This is a genomic window from Actinoplanes sp. NPDC051537 (genome assembly GCF_055586105.1).
On the sequence record NZ_JBVJIU010000003.1, the window covers coordinates 209,494 to 230,647 of the forward strand.

At 72.2% G+C, this 21,154-nt stretch carries 15 protein-coding genes; 11 read left to right on the forward strand and 4 right to left on the reverse strand.

Going from position 1 to position 21,154, the window contains the following annotated elements; genetic code table 11:
- Window positions 1–235: 235 nt before the first annotated feature.
- Both ACZ6TB_RS07895 and ACZ6TB_RS07900 read left to right on the forward strand, forming a co-directional pair.
- Window positions 236–2,023 (forward strand): dynamin family protein, encoded by a 1,788-nt coding sequence (locus ACZ6TB_RS07895; protein WP_465551840.1) that lies wholly within the window; start codon window positions 236–238, stop codon window positions 2,021–2,023.
- On the forward strand, window positions 2,020–3,429 hold the full coding sequence (locus ACZ6TB_RS07900) for a dynamin family protein (protein ID WP_465551842.1): 1,410 nt from the start codon (window positions 2,020–2,022) through the stop codon (window positions 3,427–3,429). Before ACZ6TB_RS07895 ends, ACZ6TB_RS07900 begins: the two co-directional genes overlap by 4 nt.
- Here the strand turns inward: ACZ6TB_RS07900 and ACZ6TB_RS07905 are convergent.
- From ACZ6TB_RS07905 to ACZ6TB_RS07915, 3 genes are read right to left on the reverse strand one after another with little or no spacing between them, the layout of a single operon-like run.
- Window positions 3,426–6,404: an Hsp70 family protein gene (locus tag ACZ6TB_RS07905; RefSeq protein ID WP_465551844.1), complete on the reverse strand. Its 2,979-nt coding sequence runs from the start codon at window positions 6,402–6,404 to the stop codon at window positions 3,426–3,428. The genes ACZ6TB_RS07900 and ACZ6TB_RS07905 overlap by 4 nt on opposite strands.
- Before the next feature lie 9 nt (window positions 6,405–6,413).
- A complete protein-coding gene (locus tag ACZ6TB_RS07910) occupies window positions 6,414–7,469 on the reverse strand; it encodes a COG1470 family protein (RefSeq protein ID WP_465551846.1) in 1,056 nt (351 codons plus the stop codon).
- 25 nt (window positions 7,470–7,494) lie between these two features.
- Window positions 7,495–9,195 (reverse strand): transglycosylase SLT domain-containing protein, encoded by a 1,701-nt coding sequence (locus ACZ6TB_RS07915; RefSeq protein WP_465551848.1) that lies wholly within the window; start codon window positions 9,193–9,195, stop codon window positions 7,495–7,497.
- A 185-nt stretch (window positions 9,196–9,380) separates the two neighbouring features.
- Between ACZ6TB_RS07915 and ACZ6TB_RS07920 the strand changes: the two genes are divergently transcribed.
- The 5 genes from ACZ6TB_RS07920 to ACZ6TB_RS07940 all read left to right on the forward strand — a co-directional run bounded on the left by ACZ6TB_RS07920 (window position 9,381) and on the right by ACZ6TB_RS07940 (window position 14,521).
- Window positions 9,381–10,001, forward strand: coding sequence for a response regulator transcription factor (locus tag ACZ6TB_RS07920; RefSeq protein ID WP_465551850.1), 621 nt, complete (start codon window positions 9,381–9,383; stop codon window positions 9,999–10,001).
- A gap of 7 nt (window positions 10,002–10,008) precedes the next feature.
- Complete coding sequence (locus ACZ6TB_RS07925; RefSeq protein WP_465551852.1) at window positions 10,009–12,018, forward strand: ATP-binding protein; 2,010 nt, start codon at window positions 10,009–10,011, stop codon at window positions 12,016–12,018.
- On the forward strand, window positions 11,993–12,571 hold the full coding sequence (locus tag ACZ6TB_RS07930; protein WP_465551854.1) for a Pvc16 family protein: 579 nt from the start codon (window positions 11,993–11,995) through the stop codon (window positions 12,569–12,571). The genes ACZ6TB_RS07925 and ACZ6TB_RS07930 overlap by 26 nt, the downstream gene beginning before the upstream one ends.
- Window positions 12,572–12,675: 104 nt before the next feature.
- Window positions 12,676–13,095, forward strand: a complete 420-nt coding sequence (locus ACZ6TB_RS07935; RefSeq protein WP_465551856.1) for an STAS domain-containing protein — start codon at window positions 12,676–12,678, stop codon at window positions 13,093–13,095.
- On the forward strand, window positions 13,082–14,521 hold the full coding sequence (locus ACZ6TB_RS07940; RefSeq protein WP_465551858.1) for an ANTAR domain-containing protein: 1,440 nt from the start codon (window positions 13,082–13,084) through the stop codon (window positions 14,519–14,521). The genes ACZ6TB_RS07935 and ACZ6TB_RS07940 overlap by 14 nt, the downstream gene beginning before the upstream one ends.
- 10 nt (window positions 14,522–14,531) lie before the next feature.
- Here the strand turns inward: ACZ6TB_RS07940 and ACZ6TB_RS07945 are convergent, their stop codons facing one another.
- Window positions 14,532–18,005: an eCIS core domain-containing protein gene (locus tag ACZ6TB_RS07945; RefSeq protein WP_465551860.1), complete on the reverse strand. Its 3,474-nt coding sequence runs from the start codon at window positions 18,003–18,005 to the stop codon at window positions 14,532–14,534.
- A 331-nt stretch (window positions 18,006–18,336) separates the two neighbouring features.
- Here ACZ6TB_RS07945 and ACZ6TB_RS07950 point away from each other — a divergent pair, with 331 nt between their 5' ends.
- Genes ACZ6TB_RS07950 through ACZ6TB_RS07965 form a run of 4 tightly spaced genes read left to right on the forward strand, consistent with a single transcriptional unit; the run spans window position 18,337 to window position 21,145 of the window.
- Window positions 18,337–18,669, forward strand: a complete 333-nt coding sequence (locus ACZ6TB_RS07950; protein WP_465551862.1) for a response regulator — start codon at window positions 18,337–18,339, stop codon at window positions 18,667–18,669.
- A 15-nt stretch (window positions 18,670–18,684) separates the two neighbouring features.
- Window positions 18,685–20,325, forward strand: a complete 1,641-nt coding sequence (locus tag ACZ6TB_RS07955) for a phage tail sheath family protein (protein ID WP_465551864.1) — start codon at window positions 18,685–18,687, stop codon at window positions 20,323–20,325.
- Between the two features lie 32 nt (window positions 20,326–20,357).
- Entirely contained in the window at window positions 20,358–20,789 is a 432-nt protein-coding gene (locus ACZ6TB_RS07960) for a phage tail protein (protein WP_465551866.1), read from the forward strand.
- Entirely contained in the window at window positions 20,786–21,145 is a 360-nt protein-coding gene (locus ACZ6TB_RS07965) for a hypothetical protein (protein ID WP_465551868.1), read from the forward strand. The genes ACZ6TB_RS07960 and ACZ6TB_RS07965 overlap by 4 nt, the downstream gene beginning before the upstream one ends.
- Window positions 21,146–21,154: the final 9 nt, after the last annotated feature.

The following is a 21,154-nucleotide window of genomic DNA, read 5'->3' on the forward strand; positions in this document are numbered from 1 at the left end:
ACGGATGGTAGTGGCCGTACGGTCCCGCGCCTACCGGTCGAACGGGGATAACGTCGCACATCGATGACATTCCGGGGGTGTCGGAAATCCGTCCGGCCGGCAAGCCATCCGGAACGGGGATTGAACCGAATCCGCCATGCGCCCAAGCTGATCGTTCCCGGCGAAGCCGTCCCTCGAGGGCGGTGGTGCCGACCGTGGAGAATGGGTCCGGACCGGAGAGAAAGGGGCAGGACTGGTGGCGACGGTGACCTCCACGGGCGCGCGGGCCGGGCAGGCGGGCGGCGACATCGCCGCCGGGCTGGCCGACGCCCGGGCCCTCGCCGAGGCCGCCCACCGCACCGACCTGGTCGCCCGGCTCGACCTCGCCGCCGAGCGCCTGCGGTCCGAAGAGGCCACGGTCGCCGTCGTCGGCGAGTTCAAGCAGGGCAAGAGCACCCTGGTCAACGCCCTGCTGCGCACCGACATCTGCCCGGTCGACGCCGACATCGTCACCGCGGTGCCGACCATCCTGCGGTACGGCCGGCCACCCTCGGCGTTCCTGCAGGTGCAGGGCGAGGACGGGTCGATCGAGCCGGTGCCGATCGACTTCGACGAGCTGCGGCGGCACATCACCGAGGGCGGTGGCGACCCGGCGCCGCGCGGCGTGGAGGTGCGACTTGACCGGCGGCTGCTCGGGGCCGGACTGTCGATCATCGACACCCCGGGCGTGGGCGGGCTCGACTCGGCCCAGGGAAACCTGACGCTCGGCGCGCTGGCGCTGGCCGGCGCGGCCCTGTTCGTGACCGACGCGGCGCAGGAGCTCACCGCGCCCGAGGTCGACTTCCTGCGGCGGGCCCTCGAGCGGTGCCCGCGGGCGTTCTGCGTGATCACCAAGACCGACCTCTACGGCGAGTGGCGCCGGATCGTCGAGATCAACCAGGGGCACCTGGAGCGGGCCGGGCTGAACGTCCCGATCGTCGCGGTCTCCTCGTTCCTGCGGATGCGCGCGCAGGCCCGCGACTCCACCCAGCTCAACGAGGAGTCCGGCTTCCCGCGCCTGGTCGACGTGCTGCGCCGCGACGTGCTCGGCGCGGCCGCCGCCACCAAGGTCGAGGCCGCCCGGGCCGAGCTGGCGTTCGTCGTGTCCCAGCTGCGGGAGCGGGTCGAGGCCGAGCAGGTCGTGGCCGAGACGCCGGCGAAGAGCCCCGAGGTCGTCCGCCGCTACGCCGAGAAGACGCGGCGCAGCGCCTGGCTGGCCGGCGGCTCGTGGCAGACCGTGCTCGGCGATGGCATCCAGGACCTCAGCTCCGACATCGAGCACGACCTGCGCGAGCGGCTGCGCCTGATGGTCCGCCGCGGCGAGGACCTGATCGACGAGTCCGATCCGAAGGAGACGTGGCGCGACTTCCAGGCGTGGGCGGCACGGGAGGCCGCCGCGGCCGCGGTCGAAAACCTCATGCTCCTGGTCACCCGCACCGAGCAGCTCGCGCACGACGTCGCCGAGCGGTTCGGCCTCGAGTACGACAGCCTCGACGTCGACCTGCCCGCGCCCGAGCTGGCCCTGCGCAAGGTCGACGAGCTCGACGTGAGCTTCCAGAAGTCGGGCGTGCAGCAGTTCCTGGGCGCGTTCACCGCCGCCCGCGTGACGTACGGCGGCATCGCCATGGTCGGCGCGGTGGGCGCGTTCTTCAGCCTCGCCGTCGCGCCGCTCGGGCTGCTGGCGGGCATGACGCTCGGCCGGCGGATGATCAAGAGCGAACGGGAGCGGCAGGTGCAGCAGCGCCGGCTTCAGGCCAAGAGCGAGTTGCGGCGGTACGTGGACGACGTCGGCTTCCACGTCGGGCGGGATTGCCGGGAGGCGGTCCGCCGGACGCAGCGGTTCCTGCGGGACGAGTTCGCCACCCGCGCCCAGGCCCTCGAACGGTCGGCCGCCGCGACCGCCGCCGCGGTGCGGGAGATCGCCGAGCTGCCCCCGGAGCAGCGCGAGCGCCGGGCCGGTCAGCTCGCCGAGCAGCGCCGCCGTCTGGACCGGCTCGCGGCATGAGCCTCCTCGACCAGGTGCGGGTGCTGCTGGACCGGGCCATCGCCGAGACCCGCGACGGGCGGCTCGCGGAGGCCCGGCAGCGGATCGACGAGCCGCTGCGGGTGGCCATCGCCGGCAAGGTCAAGGCCGGCAAGTCGACGCTGCTCAACGCCCTGGTCGGCGAGGAGCTGGCGCCCACCGACGCGGGCGAGTGCACCCGGATCGTCACCTGGTACGCGGACGGGCGCACCTACTCGGTGACCGCCTTCCTCGCCGACGGGACGTCGGAGCCGCGGCCGTTCACCCGCCGCGACGGCGCCGTGCAGATCAACCTGGGCCGGCCGGCCGAGCAGGTCGACCACCTCGAGGTGCGGGTGCCGAGCAGCCGCCTGCGCCGGCACACGCTGATCGACACCCCCGGGATCGCCTCGCTCTCCACCGACGTCTCGCTGCGGACCATGGCGTTCCTCGATGCCGAGGGGGAGCGGGCGGCGCAGACCGACGCCGTCATCTACCTGCTGCGGCACATGCACGGCAGCGACGTCCGGTTCCTCGAGTCGTTCCACGGCGACGGGCTGTCCAGCGGGACGCCGGTCAACGCGGTCGGCGTGCTGTCCCGGGCCGACGAGATCGGCGGGTGCCGGCTCGACGCGATGAGCTCGGCCGCCCGGGTCGCGGCCCGCTACGCCACCGACGAGCGGCTGCGGCGGCTCTGCCCGGTGGTGGTGCCGGTGGCCGGGCTGCTCGGCGCGGCCGGGGCGACCCTGCGCGAGGAGGAGTACCGGGTGCTGGCCGCCGTCGCGGCCGAGCCGATGGCCGACGTGGTCGAGCTGCTGCTGACCGCCGACCGGTTCGCCGCCTCGAGCGAGGCGCGGGCCCGGGTGCTGGACCGGCTCGGGCTGTTCGGGGTGCGGCTGTCGGTGCGGCTGATCCGGGAGGGCACGGTCGCCGACTCCGGCGGGCTGGCCCGGGAGCTGACCGAGCACAGTGGCATCGACAAGCTGCGGGAGGTGTTCGCGGCGCAGTTCGTCGAGCGCAGCGAGGTGCTCAAGGCGCGGTCGGCGCTGGCGGTGCTCGACGAGTGCATCCCGCACGGGTCGGTGCTGGCCGGCGAGGCGGAGCGGATCCGGGCCAGTGCCCACGAGTTCGTCGAGCTGCGGCTGTTGCACCAGGTGCGCTCGGGCCGCCTGCCGGGCACCGACGACCAGCTGGCCGAGATGGACGCCCTGCTCGGCGGGGCGGGCGGGGCGCCGTACACGCGCATGGGTCTGCCCTCGGATGCCGCCCCCGAGCGCATAGCGGCGGCGGCGCGCGAGGCACTGACGCGCTGGCAGGGAATCGCCGAGCATCCGTTCTCGCCGCGCGAGCTCAAGATGGCCGCCCGCGCCGTGACCCGCAGCTGCGAGGCGGTCCTCGCCCGCGCCTAGAACCAGCAGGAATCCGCCTCGCGCGCGCCGTTCTTGGTGAGGACCTGCTCGTCGCTGCCGTCGGGGCGCGCGACGACGATCGTGGGGTGGCCGAAGTCCCCGCGGGTGAACGAGATCCACTTGCCGTCCGGCGACCAGGTCGGGTCGATCTCACGGGCCGGGTTGGTGGTGACCCGGTGCGCGTTCTTGCCGTCGGCGCCGATCATCCAGACGTCCGAGGTCGCGGTGCTGGTCTCGCGGATGAACAGGATCTGCTTGCCGTCGGGGGAGTAGGCGGGATCGTTGGCCGGTCCCAGGTCGGCGCCGGTGATCTGGTGGCCGGGCTCCTTCGGGTTGGCCACGTCGAGCTCGTAGACCTCCTTGGTGTCGTCGTGCCAGACCCAGTAGAGGATCTTCTTGCCGTCCGGGGACCACATCGGGTCCTCCTTGACGCCGGGCCCGAACGTGAGCCGCTTGACCTGCTTCGACGCGAGATCGAGCACCATGAGCTGGGGCGTGTCGCCGAGCACGCGGACGAACGCGATCTTCTGGTCGTCGGCCGACCAGGCGGCGCGGCCACCGCCGTTGTCGACGACCAGGTGGCGGTCCGACCCGTCCTTGTTCATGACGTAGATCGAGCTCTTGCCGTCCTCGGTGATGTGCGTGATCGCGATCTGGTCCCGCGTGTGCGACCACTTCGGCAGCAGGTCGCCGACCACGGTGTTCGGGAGCAGCGTGCGGGTGTCGCTGCCGGGCGTGAAGTAGTAGACGCGCGGGTACCGCAGCGGCCCCTTGTCGGCCGGCCCGGTGTCGACGCGGATCAGCATGGCGTCGGTCGGGAGGGCGGCCACCGGTTTCGCGGCCTGCGAGGTCGGCGCGTGGGCCGGCGGCGTGGCGCCGGTGGTGTCGTCCTTCTTGTTGAGGAGCACCAGGGCGGCGGTGGTTCCGCCCGCGAGCAGGGCGACGGCCAGCGCGGCGAACGCGACGATCCGGGCGACGTTGCGTTTCCCGCCGCCAGGAGGCGCCGGAAGCGGTGGTGGCGGCCAGGGGATGTTGGTTCCGCCATTTCCCGGTACGCCCGGAGCACCACCCGCGGGCGCCGACGCCGGCGTGGCGCCGGGGATCGACGCGGCCCCGCGCGAGAACGAGACCGGCGCGCCGCCGCCGGGCGCATTGCCGTAGGGCGCGCCGCTGCCGGGTGCGTTGCCATAGGGCGCGCCGCTGGCGGGGGCGTTGCCGTAGGGGCTTCCGCTTGCGGGTGCGTTGCCGCCGTATGCGGGCGCGCCGCTCGCGGGTGCGTTGCCGTAAGGGGTGCCGCTTGCGGGTGCGTTGCCGCCGTAGGCGGGTGCGCCGCTGGCCGGGGCGTTGCCGCCATAAGGCGGTGCGCTGTTGCCATACGGCGGTGCGCTGTTGACCGGGCCCGCGCCGCTGGTCGGGGCGTTGCCGCCATAGGCCGGGTCGCCGTATGCCGGGGTCGAAGGGTAGGCCGACGTGGTGGGCCCGCCCCCATTGACCACCTGGCCGGGTGCGCCTTCGGCGGCTGATCCGCCCGCGCCGGCGGCGAATCCGCCGGCCGCGCCCGCCACGCCCGCGCCCGCCGCGCCCGCCACGCCCGCGCCCGCCGCGCCCGCCACGCCCGCGCCCGCCGCGCCCGCCACGCCCGCGCCCGCCGCGCCCGCAGCGCCCGCGCCCGCCGCGCCCGTGCCCGCCGCGCCCGCGCCGGCCGGGGTCCCGCCGCGCTGGGGAGATGCGGTTCCCCCGCGCTGGGGAGATGCGGTCGCGCTGCCCTGCGGAGACGCGCCGGGGCGCTGCGGAGACGACACCGCCGAGTAGCCGCCGGTCGGTGGCGCGTCCACGAGCGTGCGATCCGGCCCGCGGGAGTCGCCCGCGCCCCGCGGCGGAGGCACCGCGCCCGAGAACGGGGAAGCGCCGCCCAGCCTGGCCGCCGTCGAGACCGCGGCGCCCATGGCGATGCTGTGCTCGGGGTGCGGGTCGCCGATCACCGGGCGCTGGAACTCCGTCGACAGGAGCTCGCTCACCAGCGGGATGCGGGACGAGCCGCCGGCCAGCAGGACGGCGCTCAGCTGCTCGGGGACCACGCCGGCGCCGCGCAGGGCGCGCTGGGTCGCGGTGATCGTCTCCTCGAGGGAGGGGGTGATCATCGCTTCCAGTTCGGAGCGGTTCAGACGCACGCGGGTGTGCAGGCCGGGCAACGCCACCGGGATCATCGTCTCGGTGTCGAAGGACAGGGCCTCCTTGGCGTCCACGCAGTCGCGGCGCAGGCGGGACAGGGCCGCCACCGCCTCGGGGTCGGCCGGGTCGATGCCGTCGGCCATGCTGCCGAGCACGCCCAGCACGTGACCGAAGACGGCCTCGTCGAAGTCGATGCCGCCCAGCGCCTCCACGCCCTCGGGCTCGCCGAGCAGGACGAAACCCTCGCCCTCGCGGCGCAGCACCGCCGCGTCGAACGTGCCGCCGCCCAGGTCGTAGACGGCCACGGTCTCGCCGGGAGCGATCCGGCGGGCGGTCGCGTGCTGGAGCGCCGCCGCCTCGGGCTCGGTGCGCAGCGTCACCGCGCCGGCGTCGGCCAGGCGGATGGCCTGCTCCAGCTGCTCCTTCTTGTACGGTCCCCAGTTCGCTGGATGGGTCACGGTGACGGCCGCCGGCGGGCCCTCCTGGTTCTGGGTGACCGTGTCGAGCACGTGCCTGAGCAGCTTGGCGGTCAGCGCGTGGGCCGAGAACGGCGAGCCCCCGACCAGGATCGGCACCGGGTCGCCCATCCGGCGCTTGAACTCGCGCGCCAGCCGGTTCGGCTCGGCCTGGCCGCGGCGCTCGGCGGCCTCACCGATCAGCAGGCCCCCGTCCGGCTTGACGAAGACCAGCGACGGGATCTCGGCCCGGCGGCTGCCGAGGCGCACGACCTCGACCCGGCCGTCCACCCGGACCGCGGCCGCGGTCTGCGTGGTGCCGAGATCGACACCCAAGCCGTACTGCATATATGACTCCTAGGAAGTGACCCTGCATTTCGGCGCGACCGCCCGCCATTGCGCACAGTAGGCCTCGGCCTGCTCCGGACCGGCGAAGCCGTCCTGCAACAGCACCCAGAAGCCGCCGTTCTCGTCCGACAGCACGTCCGAGGCGAGGCTGTCCACCAGCCGCACCGGCATCCCCTGCGCGGCGAGCTTGGCCTTCGCGTTCTCGGCGGCGGCCTTGCCCCCATCGGCGCCCTTATGCGGAAAAACATCGATCAGCGCGTACGGCCGCCCGACCGTCGCCGGCGTCACGGCGGCGGCCGGGGTGTCGGACTTGCGACCCAGCGAGAACAGCTTGTGCCGGCCGCCGCCGTTCAGCGCGATCCCGGCGGTGGCGCCGAGGGCCAGCAGCACCGCGAGCGCGCCGACGACCAGCGTCGGCACCAGCGGCTTGCGCGTTCCGTGGGCGACCTCGGTGAGATAGGGCTCCCGGTCCGAGTCGTAGGCGTCGGTGGCCTTCACGACGACCGCGAACGGCTTGGCCGAGCCGGTGAACGGGCGCGACGGCCGGGCCTTGACCGCGACGACGGCCGACATGCCCGGCTCGAGCAGCACCGCGTCCGGTTCCACCGTCACCGATCCCGACGGCGGGTCGAGCTGGGCGACGATCCGCAACGGCGCCGCCGTCCGGGTGTCGTTCGACAGCATCAGGTCGTACGCGTGCTTGGGCCCGGATTTCGCATGCAGTTGCCCGGTGACCGGGTTGGGCAGCGCCACCTTGAGCAAGGCCGTCGCGAACCCGGCCGGCTCGCCCGTCTCCGCCTCCTCGGCGTGCACCGAGAACGGGATCAGCGAGGAGCTGGGCGGCTGCTCGGGCGGGGTGCGCAGGACGACGGCGACCTCGGTGCTCTCGCCCGGCCCGAGGCTGATCGCCGACGGCTCGACCGAGGCCCACGCGGCCGCCCGCCCGCGCGCCAGGAAGATCCGCAGTTCGAGCGGCTGGGCGTACGGGTTACGCAGCCGCACGGGCACGCGGGTCGGCACGCCGGGCGCGAGCGCCACGGGCTCGTCGGGCAGGGTCAGCTCCACGTCCACGATCGTCGCATCAACCCCGTCAAGGAAGATCGTGGACGTCGGCTAGCTGACCGCCCGGTATCTGCTCGTTCGGGTCGAGGTAGCCGGGCTGCCCCCCGGCGCCCGGGACGGAGGCCTGTCCGAAAGCCGCCTGCTGTCCGAAAGCCGTCTGCTGGCCCAGCGGATTTTGACCCAACGGGTTCTGGCCGAGCGGATTTTGGCCCAGGGGATTCTGCTGGCCCAGCGGGTTCTGGCCCAGCGCGTTCTGGCCGGCGCCGTGCGGGTGCAGCAGCGGGTTGTCGTTGGGATCCAGCGCGTTCGAGCCCGAGTGGTACTCCAGCGCGTCGCTGAAGCCGTCCGAGTCGGAGTCGGCCAGCTGCGCGTTGAAGCCCAGCACCCGCTCGAGGTTGTCGTCGAGGCCATCGCGGTCGGAGTCGGTCTGCGCGATCGGGGTGAGCGCGCCGTCCATGTGCCCGTCGGCGTCCGAGTCGGGCGAGCGCGGGTCGAGGCCCTGGGCCAGCTCGAAGGCGTCGTTGAGCCCGTCGCCGTCGCTGTCCGCCTTGCGGGCGTCCGTCCCGTAGGTGACCAGCTCCTGCGCGTCGGTCAGGTTGTCGCCGTCGGTGTCGGCCCGCAGCGGATCGAGGCCGAAGCGCCGCTCGAGCGCGTCGCTGAGCCCGTCGTTGTCGCTGTCCGGGCCGCCGAGCTGCGGCGGCGGTGGCGGCGGCGCCACCGGCAGCGTCGCCTGCGGCACGAGCTGCGACAGCGGGGTCATCACCGGGTTGGCGATCGGGGTGGCGCTGCCGTCCGAGATGCCGGGGATGACGGCCGCGAAGTCGAACCGGTCGCCGGCGTTGGACTCGCGCACACCGACCCGGGGGTTGGCCGCCTCGACCACCTTGCCGTTGCCGAGGCTGATCGCCACGTGCGCGCCGGGGGCGCGGCCGTCGCCGGGACGCGGCTCACGGTCGAAGTGGAACAGCAGCGCGCCCGGCGTGTCCTTGGCCTTGGCCGGGTCGATCAGCATCCCTTTTTGCTTGAAGAACATGTATTGCGCGGTCGCGCCGTCGGGGATTTTCGCGCCGGCCTGGAACGCGGCCCATTGCGTGAATTCCGAGCAATCGAAAACTGACGGATTGGGGTCACTCAGCTTGACCTCGGCGCCGAAGACGTACCGGTCACCAATTTGCGCCTTGGCAACCTTCAGGAATGTGTCGAGCGAGGCGTTGCCACCGGGCGCGGCCACGGTGGCGGCCGTCGGGGCCGAGGCGAAGGCCAGCGGTGTGCCGGCGACGTCGTGCACCGGGGCCCCGGCCGGGTCGTCGCCCGCGGACGCGGAGACGTGATCGCCGTACCCCCTCGTGCCCGTCCACATGCCGCGGCCCGGTCCGTCGCCGTACGCCACGGCGGCCGACTCGGCGTCCTCTTTGAACCGCACGTAACGCGAGCTGAGACCGCCGTGCGTGGTCGTCCACGGTGACACGTCGTTGCCGCCGTGCGAGACCTCGAACGCGGCCTTGGCGTTGTCGACCGGGTCGTAGAGGTTGTACTTGGTCAGGAAGTTCGGGTGGGCCTTCGCGTTGATCTGCCACAGGCCGCGGCTGTCCTCGCCGTGCGGGTTGTGCGACTTGCTGTTGCCGCCCGACTCGGCCAGCGCGATGGCGGTCATGGTGGCCGACTCGTCCGGCGAGAAGCCTGCCCGGCGGGCGAAGCCGTAGATCTGTTCGGCGGAGTACCTCGGCATGTCACGAGGGTAGACACCGTATTCCACTCTGTATACGGGCCGACCGGGTTGCACGAAAGGGCAGCGAAAGGGGCAGCAGAGTTGGATCAACGACAGAGCCGATCGAGCTATTGTTTTGATCGACATTCGAGGGCCATCATGTCTTGGCAGTCGCCCGCGCACCGGGCGCTGACCAGGGGGAACGCATGATCTCAAACCGGCCACCGACCGTTTGGATCGACGACAGCCACGCCATTGTCCGGCGGGGCATGGCCGCATGCCTGCAACAGGCCGAGTTCGTCGTCCGCGGCGAGAGCTCGGCGCTGTCCCCCGAGCCGGCGATCGCCGATCTCGACGTGCTCGTCTTCGAGTACGCGGGACCCACCCTGCGCCGGGCCGTGCGCCTGGCCGACGGCCGCGGCATCCGCCTGGTCGCCACCGTCCGCGACCCCACCGAGCAGGCCGTTCGCGAGATGGTCGACGCCGGGGTCAGCGCGATCCTCCCGCACCGCACGCTCACCGCCGACTCGCTGGTCACCAGCCTGCGATCGGTCGTGGCCGGAAACGTCGCGCTCCCCGCCGACATGCTGTCCCGCCTGCTGCTGCACGTCACCCAGACCTCGCACCTCGGCCCGGCCGGGCTGAACACGCGGGAGCGCTCGGTGCTGCGGCTGCTGGCCGACGGCATGGACACCCGCGGCATCGCCGAGGACCTGTGCTTCTCCGAGCGCACCGTGAAGAACGTGGTCCACGACGTGCTGACCAAGCTGAACTGCCGCACCCGGGCGCAGGCGGTCGCCGTCGCCACCCGGGAAGGCGTGATCTGAGCCGCCCGTGGCCGACCAGTGGATCGTTCTCGCCGACGCGTTGCTCCAGCGCGAGGCCTTGATCTGCCGCCTCGCCGAGGGGCGGCCGCCGCGCGACTTCGCCGGGCTGTACGTGGCCGACGAGGAGGTCGAGCGGCTGCTCGCGACGTTGCCCGGGCTCGACGGTCCGGGGCCGGAGCGGGTCACCGCCGTGCGCGCCGGTGCGGCCGCGCCGGTCGCCGCCGCGCGGGCCGGGTTCGCCGGGGAGGGCCGGTTCCACGAGGTGGTGGCGGCGGCCGGCCTCGACCGCGACGAGGCCGAGGTGCTGGCGCTGCTGCTCGCCGTCGAGATGTCGCCGGCCCGGCAGCGGCTCGTGGCGTACATCCAGGATTCGGTGCAGTTGCCGCGGCTGACGCTGGCGACGCTCGGCCGCATCTTCACCGAGAAGGAGCACCGCGGCGTGCGGGCGCTCGCGCCGGGCGGCGGCCTGATCCGCGCCGCCCTGGCCAAGGTCACGGGGGAGGGCCCGTGGGCGACGCTGGTGGCCGAGCCGGCCGCCCGCCTGATCTGGCACCTGAGCGGCGACGACTCACCCGACCCCGACCTCCCGCCCGGCACATCACGCAGAACCGCGATAAATCCCGAAAAATCGGGCGGGAAGATGGGGCGCGGCGGCGAGGGTGGGCGCGGCGGCGACGGCGGGCGCGGCCGCGACGGCGGGCGCGGCGGCGACGGGCGTGGCGGGGGCTTGACGCTCGTTCACGGCGGTGACCGGGAAAGCCGCCTCCACGCGATCGCCCACGGCGGACTGCTGATCACCCCGCCACCGGAGTCGGATGCGGCCTGGCGGGCGGTGATCCGCGAGGCGACCATCGCCGAGCGGGCCGTGGTCATCGAGCTGGACCAGGCCCTCACCCCGGCCGGGCGGGACGTCATCGAGCGGACCACGCACCTCGACTGGGTGCTGAGCTCGGCCGGCGAGCAGCCCCTCGAGTCGATCCCGGAGCGGCCCTGGCAGGAGATCGCCGTGCACGACGGGGCGGCCGGCGCCGAGGACTGGCGGGCCCTGCTCGGGCGGGAGCCGGACCCCGCGTACCGGCTCAGTCGTGAGCAGTTGAAGTTGGTGGCCGCCGCCGCGAGGTCCGACAGTGGGCTGATCTCGCCGGCCGTGCGCCGGCTCGCCGGTGGGCACCTCGACGGGGTGGCCGTGCGGATCCGGCCGCGCCGCACCTGGGAAGACCTTATTCTGCCGCCCGAGGACGCGGTTCAGCTGCGCGAGCTCTCCGAGCGGCACCGCTGGCGCGACACCGTCTACGGCAAGTGGCACTTCCGGTCGGGGCCGAGCACGGGCGTGGTCGCGCTCTTCGCGGGACCGTCCGGCACCGGCAAGACGCTGGCGGCCGAGGTGGTGGCGGGCGAGCTCGGCCTCGATCTGTACAAGGTGGACCTCTCCGCGGTCGTCAGCAAGTACATCGGCGAGACCGAGAAGAACCTCGAGCGGATCTTCAACGCGGCCGCGGCCGGCGATCTCGTGCTGTTCTTCGACGAGGCGGACGCGCTGTTCGGCAAGCGGTCCGAGGTCAGCGACGCGCACGACCGCTATGCCAACATCGAGGTCGCGTACCTGTTGCAGCGGCTCGAGACGTACGACGGCCTGGTCGTTCTCGCCACCAACCTGCAACGCAACATCGACCCCGCGTTCCTGCGCCGCATCTCGGTGGCGATCGACTTCGTGCCGCCCGAGGAGCCCGAGCGCCGGCAGATCTGGAACCGCGCGTTCCCGCCGACCGCGCCCGTGGCCGACCTCGACATCGAGTTCCTCGCCCGGCAGTTCAAGATCACCGGTGGCGTGATCAGCAACGCCGCGGTGGGCGCCGCGTTCCTGGCCGCCGCCGAGGACACCCCGATCACCATGCGGCACGCCGTGCTGTCGGTGCGGCGCGAGTTCCAGAAGCTGGGCCGGTTGCGCACGGAGAAAGAGTTCGACCGCTACTTCGACCTAGTCACCGGGGATGCCGATGCTGCACCTGCTGGATGAGACGCTCGAGGCGTTCCTGCGCGACGTGGTGCCGCTGCCGGCCCGCGACGTCGACGTGGCGTTCGAGGCTCCCGACGGGGAATGGTCGGCGGCGCTGTCCTCGCGCCCCACGGTCGACCTCTATCTCTGGGACGTCCGGCCCAACCTGGCCGAGCGCGACTACGGCGAGATGATCGTCGAGGAGCCGGACGGGCGCCGGTTCCGGCGGGATCCGCTGCCCCGGATCGACTGCCGCTATCTGGTGACCGCGTGGACGAGCGAGGTGCGGGACGAGCACTCGCTGCTCGGCGACGTGCTGACCGCGCTGCTGCTGAACCCGGTGATCAAGACCGAGCATCTGCGCGGGGCGTTCGCGACCATCCGGCCGCTGCCCTCCCTGCGCCTGCGAAGCGGCGACGGCAGCGAGAACTCCGACTTCTGGTCGGCGCTCGGCGGGCAGCTCAAGCCCGGCCTCGACCTGGTCGTGACGATCACCGTCGAGGCGGCGCTGCGCGCGGCGGCCGGCCCGCCCACCGAGAAGATCGAGGTTCGCACGGGGCCGGTGCACGACTAGGGTTCGCGGTCACGATACGGCGATCCGGCTTGCGGTTGGTCCCGGCCGGGACGAGAATGGTGGCAGGTTGATGATCCAGCCGTTGCTCCGTGAGGAGATGGCTGGTGTCCGAAAAACCTTCCCCTGGCAAACCAACCAGTCTTGGCTGGTCGCGTCCGGGTGTCGATGGCGCCGACGTGATCCACCTGTCCGGCGAGCTCGATCTGGCGACGGAGGCGGAGCTGCGCCGGTGGCTGGTGAGTGCCGCTGAGTCGAGCGCCGCCACCACGATCGTGCTCGACCTGTCGGAGGTCGGCTTCATCGACGCCAGCTGCATCGGTGCCATCGTGGCCGCCTGGGAGGTGGCCCGCGGCCGGGGCCATCAGCTGTTCGTCGACGGGCTGCACGGCACGGCGGCGGTGGCGTTCGAGATACTGGGGCTGGAGCCGTTGCTGACGTTCCGGGGGAGGGGCGCGGGTGAACGAGGAAGAACCGCCGGCGCCCGGCGCCGAACTCTCGTCGGAGGAACGGATGCGGCGCGCTGATCTGTGGGAGGCCGGCGCGAACGAGCGCGAGCGTCTGGCCGACGAGCGGGAACGACTCGCCGACGAGCGGGAGACGCTGGCCGACGAGCGGGAACGGATGGCCGATCGGCAGGAGCGCGCGCAGGACGAGCGCGAGGCCGACCAGGCGGCCCGCGTCCTGGCGACGGGCGAGGCGGACGCGATCGCGGCGGAGGCGACCGCGACCGACGCGGCGGTGCGCCGGGCCGAGGCCGCGGTGCGGCGGGCCGAGGCCGAGCTGAACCGGACGCGGCGGGCCGCCGCCCGGCTCCGGGCGCGGGCCGTCCTGCGCGTCGCCGGGGGCGAGCGGACCGCGACCGCCCGCGAGGCGCAGCAGACCGTTGACCCCGAGGAGTCGGCGTGGCTGGCCGATCGGCGCGACTTCGTCGCCGCCGAGCGCGAGGAGATGGCCGCCGAACGCGACCATGTCGCCGACGAGCGTGACGAGACCGCCGGGGTCCGCGAGCGGGCCGCCGACGATCGCGAGCGAGGGTTGCTGGACCGGGAACGGAGCCTCGGCCGGCCGGGAGCGACCGGCCGCCGGGCGCGGGCGGCCGGGCTGCGCGCCGAGCGCGACCCGGCGACGGAGGCCGAGGCGCGCGCCGACGAGGAGCGCCGGCGGGAGCGGGCCACGGCCGGCCGCCGCGCCGCGGCCGACGAGCGGGCCCGGGCCGCGGCGGAGTGGGGAGCCCAGGCGTACGGGCCGATGCTGCTCGCCAGTTTCGCCCCGCTGGCCCGGCAGTTGTTCGTCAGCGACAGCGTGCGCGACGTGCTCGCCCAGGTGGTGAAGTTCACCGTCGGCGCGGTCGCCGGATGCGACTGCGCGAGCGTCACGCTCCACCAGCACGGACGCGTCGTCGACACGGTGTCCAGCGACCCGGTCGCCGCCGAGCTCGACGACATCCAGTTCGCGGCCGGCATCGGCCCCGCGCCGGAGGCGATGCGGAGCGAGGATCCGATCCGCGTGCCCGATCTGGCCGCCACGTCGCGCTGGCCGGTCCTGGCCGCCACCGCCGCCGAGGCGGGAGTCGCGGCCGTCCTCAGCTACGGCCTGTACGCGCACCGCCCGGCCCAGTGGTCGGCGCTCGGCGCGTTCAGCCTCTACGGCGCGACGGCCGACGCGTTCAGCGACGAGGACGAGGAGTTCGGTTCGATCGTCTCCGCGTACCTGGCGATCGCGGTGATCACCGCGACGCGCCACGACGAGATCGACCGCCGCGAGGCCGCGCTGCACCGGGCCCTGAGCACCCGCGACGTCATCGGCCAGGCCAAGGGCATCCTGATGGAACGCCGGCGCCTCTCCGCCGGCGACGCCTTCGACCAGCTGCGGCGGGCGTCGCAGCGGCTGAACCGCAAACTCGCCGATGTCGCGCAGGAGCTGACCGAGACCGGCGAGCTGCCCACCTGAGTCCGGGAGGTCAAGGCTGGGCGACCAACTGCTGGCCGCCGGCCGGCGCGGCGCCCGTCTGGTTGACGCTCCAGCCGTTTCCGGTCAGCAGCGGGATGCCGTTCGTGCCCGGGTACGCCTCCCGGTAGCAGAGCGTCGCCGTCGCGGTCTGGGGCATCCAGTTCTTGACGCGGTTGAGGTCCTCGGCGCACGGCGCGCACGGGTTCCAGTCGAACATGTCGATCGTCAGGCTCACCGCGCGGGCCAGCAGCTGGCGGTTCTCCTGCTTCATGGCCCACTGGACGAACTGCGGCTCGGCGTGGCTGCCGTTGCTCGTGACCCGCCAGTCGAGCTCGCCGGTGTTCCAGGTCAGCACCTGCACCGTGTCCGGTTCCGCGCTCTCGGGGGCGAACAACAAACCGCCCGAGGTGGTACGCGGGGTGCCGCCCTTGCCTTCGGTGGTGGTCGGCGGCAGCGGGGCGGGCAGGCCCTGCCACCCGGAGTCGGCGTTCCACTGCCGGCCGGGCTGCGGGGTCACGCCGGCCAGCGGATTGCCGGTGACCTTCAGGGTGGCGACCATCCGGACGGCCCGCCGGGGCGGCGCCAGCAGCACCAGCTCCTCGGGCGGGCTGGCCACCGCGATCACCGGAATGCCCTTCTCGGTCTGCTCGCCGAGGGTGAGGCTGACCAGGCCGCGGTTCGAGTACTCGGCCAGGATCTGGGCCAGGATCTCGTCCACGCCGTGCCGCTCGTGCGGCGACTTGAGCCGCTCGGCGACGCGTTTGCGAGCCGCGGCCTTGACCCGCGGCGGATCCCACGGGCCGCTCTCGTCCTCGGCCGGATCCTTGGCGCCGCCCAGGCCCAGGGCCGAGAGAGCCGCCTTGCCCAGGTCGACGGCCTTCTTGAACAGCCAGTCGAGGGCCTCGTCGACGAGCTTGCGCAGCCCGCCGATCAGCTCCACCAGCTGTTGCGGCACGTCGCCCAGCCCGACCTGGTTGGCCAGGAAGCCGATCGCCACCGGCACCGCCGAGGCCAGTCCCTTCTCGACCTTCTGCGCGCCGGCGGTCACGTTGCCGGCGGCGATCGCGGCCAGCGTGGTCACGTAGTCGTTGATGATCATGAGGATCTCGCGGACGTAGTCGATCACCGACTGGACCGCCTTGAAGAACGCGATCCCGCTGTTGACCACGGCCATGATGCCGGTCGGGTCGAGCATCGACAGCAGCTTGACGGTGGCCTTCTCGACGATCTCCTTGACGATCCAGTCCTTGACCATCCCGAGCAGCATGTCCCACAGGTTCCCGAGCTGGCCCTCGACGTGCTTCCAGATCGCCGCGACGCCGTTCTCCTCCACGTCCTTGACGAAGTCGAACGCGCCCTCGGCCATCGAGAGCCCCTTGCGGATCTTGTCGACGACGTCGTGGCCGATCTGGTCGCCCAGCTTCTTCCAGAGCTTGTCGGCGGTCACGTCGAGCACCTGGAGCACGAGCGTGAGGATCGAGCCGAAGGACAGATCGGGCGGTTTCTGGATGCCGAGCTTGCCGAGCCCGCGGAAGATCCAGTCGGCGAGCCCGTCGAGCAGGTAGCCGACCGCGCGGTCGATGAACCCGATGAAGCCCTGCTTGAGGGCCTCCAGCATGTTCATGAGGAACGACACCGGGTCGCGCTTGATGTCCTCGATCGCGGCCATCGCCTTGTCGATGATGCTGCCCAGCAGGTCGGGCGGGAAGTTCATGAGCCGCAGGATCAGCGTGATGACGACCTTCAGCACCTCGCCGGCGAACTCGACGATCCGCCCGAGCGGCTCGCCGAACTTGTCGAGGATGCGCACGAAGGCGCCGAGCGGATTGACCAGGTCTTCGAGCGACAGCGAGTCCCAGATTGCCCGAAATGTACCAACAATCATGTCGAGGCTGATCCCCAGCCGCGACATCGCTCCTTCGATCTTGGCCGCGGCTTCCGCGATCACCCCGGCCTCGGCGAGCTTCTGATACGTCGCCTCGCCGCCCGGCAACAACGCGATGAACCCGCCGATCAGGTTCTCCGCGGTCCGCGGCACGGCCTTGCCGGTCACCGGATCCTGGCCCAGGATCACGGTGAGAAGCCGGTACCCGCGCATCTTCGCGGCCTCGCTGCCCAGCCAGTCGAGCAGCGCGTCCTTGATCAGCTTGACGACCTGGGTGAGCACCTCGGAGGCGAACGCCCCGATCCGCGCGATCAGCCCCTTCGCCTGCGCGGCGAGTTTCTCCACATTGGAGGCGAGATCGGCGATGTTGGCCGGCTGGATCGCCTCCCACCCGGCCTGGAACAGCGCCGACAGCTCGCCGAGGATGCCGAGGAACTGGGCGATCCGCGCGTCCAGCCAGTCGGCCGTCTTCTGCAGCGTCCCGCGCTCGCGCATCTGGGCGAGCGCGTCCTGCTTGCCGATCAGCGTGAGGAAGTCGGCGATGATCTCCACTGTGGTCGCCTCGACCCGGGTGCCGCGCAGCGGATCCTGGTGCAGCACCTTCTTCGCGAGCTCCCACACCGGGGTGCCGACCAGGTACTTCTCCGCCAGCCCCACGGCCGCGTCCCGGATCAGCTGCACGATCGCGTCGATGATGCCGCGCACGAACGACAGCGCGTCCGCGTACAGGCCGCTCACGTGCCGCCGCACGATGGTCAGCGCGCCCTCGGGGTCGGTGAGGTCGATCTCCTTCCACGCGGCGTCGACCTCGCCCTGAATCCGTTGCAGGGTCAGGTTCCGCTCGCGCAGCCCGTCATCGATCATCCGGTACGCGCCCTGCACTACCCCGAGCTCGATCAGCTTGCCGGCCACCACGTTGCCGAACGGCACCAGCCCGAGCACGCCCCGGGTCAGCGTCTCCGGGGTGCGTTCGACGTTGCGGTTGGCGATCGGGTCGTAGCCGGCCACCACCGTCAGCATGTCGTAGCCGGGAACGGTGCGGACCAGGTCGGCGACCGCGCCGGAGAGGAAGCCGCCCGAGTCGCGGAACACGCCGATCTGCTGCTGCGCGACGTGCGTGGCCTCGTGCGCCATCAGCGGCAGGTCGGCGGCCGACTCGCCGGCGCCGAGGAAGATGTGCCCGCCCGAGGTGAACGCGCGGGCACCGAGCTGGGCGGCCGCGCGCTGGGCCGCCGGGTCGCCGTGGACGCGCACGCCGGCCATCGGGACGCCCAGGTACTGCTCGATGCGGGCGCGGACCTCGGGCGGGATCGGCGATCCGCCGCCGGGCGAGGCGATCAGCTGCTCCAGCCCGGGCGGGGTCTCCGGCGGCTCACCCGCGTCCGCGCCCGGGGCGGCCAGCCGCGAGATCGCGGGCGCCGACTCGAGGGGCTCGCTGGTGATGCCGTCGGCGACGGCGTCGGCCTGCCGCTCGTACACGTCGCCGGGTTTGCTCATGCGCAGCTTGGGCTGGGTGATCAGCCGGGCCATCGCGCGGCTGCCGCCGCCGGCGAGACCTTCGAGGCCGGCGTTGTGCCGGGGCGCGGAACCGGATGCCACTCGCTGCAGGGCGACATTGCCGGCTTTTGCGGATGTACGCGTTGGCGGGTCACCGATCGCGCTGGCGGGCCGATCCGGCTGCTCATCCGGGATGGGGCCCTCCCGTGCGGACAGCTTCACCGGCCCACCTCCTGCCTGCCAGCTTCGGCGGCGCGGCACCGTCGGCACAAGAACCCGGCGCCACGGCTGCACCTAAGGCTGCACCGCCGGACCTTATGACCACGCGCATACGCGAGGCAGGCTCATCCCGGTGGCGAATACCGCTTCGAGCGGGTGGCTTCTTCGAGCGGGTGGCTTCTTTCAGGCGGGTGGCTTCTTCGGGGGTGAGGCGATGACGCGGGTCCTCATGGGGGACTTCGAGGCCCTGCACCGCCTCGGGCTCGAGCAGATCCTGCGGGTCGACGGCATCGAGCTCGTCGACACCAACGGCGGCGACGTGCTCGCCAGCCTGTGCGAGGCCCTGCCGGACGTGATCGTGCTGGACCTCGACCTGCGCTCGACCGGCGACCTGGTGCACGTGATCGTGCACCGGTTCCCGCGGGTCAAGGTCGTGGCCTGCTCGTCGCAGCACCCGCTGATGCGCGTGTTCCCGCCATTGCACTACGGGGAGTTCTACGAATCCGACCTTGACCCCGCGCTGCTGACCAGCGCGGTGCAGGCCTGACAGGGGGAAGACTTCATGGCCGCGTCGTATGGTGCACCGGGCGTCTACATCGAGGAGCAACCAAGCGGTTCCATGCCCATCGAGGGGGTGGGCACCGCCGTCGCCGCGTTCGTGGGCTTCACCGAGCGCTACGACGTCGAGCAGGGCGATCCGACCGACCCCGCCGGCGTCAAACCACAGCTCGTCACGAGCTGGCCGCAGTACGAGCGGATCTACGGTGGGTTCGTGCGCGGCGCGATGCTGCCGCACGCCGTCCGCGGTTTCTTCGAGAACGGTGGCGGCAAGGCGTACGTCTGCCGCATCCCGACCACCGACGGCGACGACAGCACCGGCGGCCGGCCGACGCTGACGCTGCCCACCGCCGAGAAGCCCGACACCCCCAGCCTCCAGCTGTCCGCGGTCGACCCCGGGCGCAACCTCGAGGTCGAGGTCGTCCCGCCGCCGCCGGCCCCGCCGCAGGAGGGCGAGGGTGGCGGCGAGGCGCCGTCCAGCAACGGCTCGGGCGAGTACACGCTGCGCGTCTACGAGGGCGGCACCCTGCGCGAGGAGCTCGGCGGCCTGCAGTTCAGCGGCCGCAGCGCCCGCACGGTGGAGAAGACCGTCAACGACCGCTCCAAGTTCGTCCGCATCGAGGTGCAGCCGCTGCAGGGCGCGTCGCTCGCCGAGCGCACCCCGGCGCCCGGCCGCTACACGCTCGAGGCCCCGCCGGTCTCCAGCAAGTCGGTCACGCCGGCCGACCTGGTCGGCAACGAGAGCGACCGGACCGGATACCAGGGCCTCGCGATCGCCGAGAACGTCACGATGGTCGCGATTCCCGACCTGATCACGGTCGCCACCAAGGACGACGGCAGCATCGACGAGGAGATGTTCCTCGGCGCGCAGAAGCAGCTCATCGACTTCTGCGAGTCCAGCCACAACAAGATGGCCATCCTCGACACGCCGCCCGGGCTGAACGCGACCCGGGCCCTCGAGTGGCGCGCCCGCCTCGCCCGCGACTCGGCGTTCGGCACGCTCTACTACCCGAACGTCGTGATCAGCAACCCGCTGGCCCGGCCCGGCGCCACCAACGGCGAGCTGCAGCTGACCGTCCCCGCGTCCGGCCACGTCGCCGGCGTGTGGGCCCGCACCGACGCGGCCCGCGGCGTGTGGAAGGCGCCGGCCAACGAGGCGCTGCGCGGCATCGTCCGCCTCGAGTCCGACATCACCAGCGGCGAGCAGGACCTGCTGAACCCCGACGGGGTCAACTGCATCCGCTCGTTCGGCAGCTACGGCACCAAGATCTGGGGTGCCCGCACGCTGGCCAAGACCGACCCGAGCTGGCGCTACATCAACGTCCGCCGGCTGTTCAACTTCGTCGAGGAGTCGATCCAGCGCGGCACCCAGTGGGCGGTCTTCGAGCCCAACGACTACGACCTGTGGCAGCGGGTCAAGCGCACGATCACGTCGTTCCTGCGCGGCCTGTGGATGCAGGGGGCACTGGTCGGCGCGACCCCCGAGCAGGCGTTCTACGTGCTGTGCGACGCGAGCAACAACCCGGCGTCCTCGGTGGACGAGGGCAAGCTCATCGTCGAGATCGGTATCGCGCCGGTGAAGCCGGCCGAGTTCGTGATCTTCCGGATCAGTCAGTGGCAGGGCGGCGGAGCCGCAAGCGAGTAAGTCCGTCGTCTATCGGTTGAGGAGAGGCCGCAATGCCTGATTTGATGACCAGCTTCAACTTCGTCCTGGAGGTCGACGGAGTGGAGATGGCGAGCTTCCGCAAGTGCTCGGGTGTCGAGTCGGAGACCGAGACCATCGAGTACAAGGAGGCCACCAAGGAAGGAAAGATGATCATCCGCAAGGTGCCCGGGGCGATGAAGTGGAGCGACATCACCCTGGAACGGCGGATCGACGAGTCCAAGGCCCTGTGGGAGTGGCGCAAGCAGGTCGAGGACGGCGATGTCGACTCCGCCCGCCGGAACGGCTCGATCGTGATCAAGGACTCGATGAAGACCGAGGTCGCCCGCTGGGACTTCGACCGCGGCTGGGTCTCCAAGTGGACCGGCGCCGAGCTCGACGCCGGCAGCAACGAGATCGCGACGGAGAAGGTCACGATCACCCACGAGGGGCTGCGCCGGGCATGAGCGGGCTCCAGACCGAGTTCCCCTTCACGCTGCCGAAGGGCTTCGTGGACGACGACGGCACGCTCCACAAGACCGGCGTCATGCGACTGGCCTGCGCGCGCGACGAGATCGAGCCGCTGCGCGACGGCCGCGTGAAGGAGAACGAGGCGTACGCGACGGTGATCGTGCTGGCTCGGGTGGTCACCGAGCTCGGCACCGTCTCCCGGGTCACCACGAAGACGATCGAGTCCCTGTTCGTCTCCGACTTCTCGTACCTGCAAGACCTGTACCGCATCATCAACTTCCAGGATCCGAGCATTCTCGAGGCCCTGGAGCCGGGCGCCCCTTTCCCGCCGGCGTCAGTGGAGGTGGGTTAGGGCACTACG

Excerpts from the sequence above, each read along its gene's own strand:
- ACZ6TB_RS07900 (WP_465551842.1), top strand. The coding sequence starts at position 2,020 with ATGAGCCTCCTCGACCAGGTGCGGGTGCTGCTGGACCGGGCCATCGCC.
- ACZ6TB_RS07960 (WP_465551866.1), top strand. The coding sequence starts at position 20,358 with ATGCCTGATTTGATGACCAGCTTCAACTTCGTCCTGGAGGTCGACGGA.
- ACZ6TB_RS07930 (WP_465551854.1), top strand. The coding sequence starts at position 11,993 with ATGCCGATGCTGCACCTGCTGGATGAGACGCTCGAGGCGTTCCTGCGC.
- ACZ6TB_RS07950 (WP_465551862.1), top strand. The coding sequence starts at position 18,337 with ATGACGCGGGTCCTCATGGGGGACTTCGAGGCCCTGCACCGCCTCGGG.
- ACZ6TB_RS07920 (WP_465551850.1), top strand. The coding sequence starts at position 9,381 with ATGATCTCAAACCGGCCACCGACCGTTTGGATCGACGACAGCCACGCC.
- ACZ6TB_RS07965 (WP_465551868.1), top strand. The coding sequence starts at position 20,786 with ATGAGCGGGCTCCAGACCGAGTTCCCCTTCACGCTGCCGAAGGGCTTC.
- ACZ6TB_RS07955 (WP_465551864.1), top strand. The coding sequence starts at position 18,685 with ATGGCCGCGTCGTATGGTGCACCGGGCGTCTACATCGAGGAGCAACCA.
- ACZ6TB_RS07915 (WP_465551848.1), bottom strand. The coding sequence starts at position 9,195 with ATGCCGAGGTACTCCGCCGAACAGATCTACGGCTTCGCCCGCCGGGCA.
- ACZ6TB_RS07905 (WP_465551844.1), bottom strand. The coding sequence starts at position 6,404 with ATGCAGTACGGCTTGGGTGTCGATCTCGGCACCACGCAGACCGCGGCC.
- ACZ6TB_RS07940 (WP_465551858.1), top strand. The coding sequence starts at position 13,082 with ATGCGGCGCGCTGATCTGTGGGAGGCCGGCGCGAACGAGCGCGAGCGT.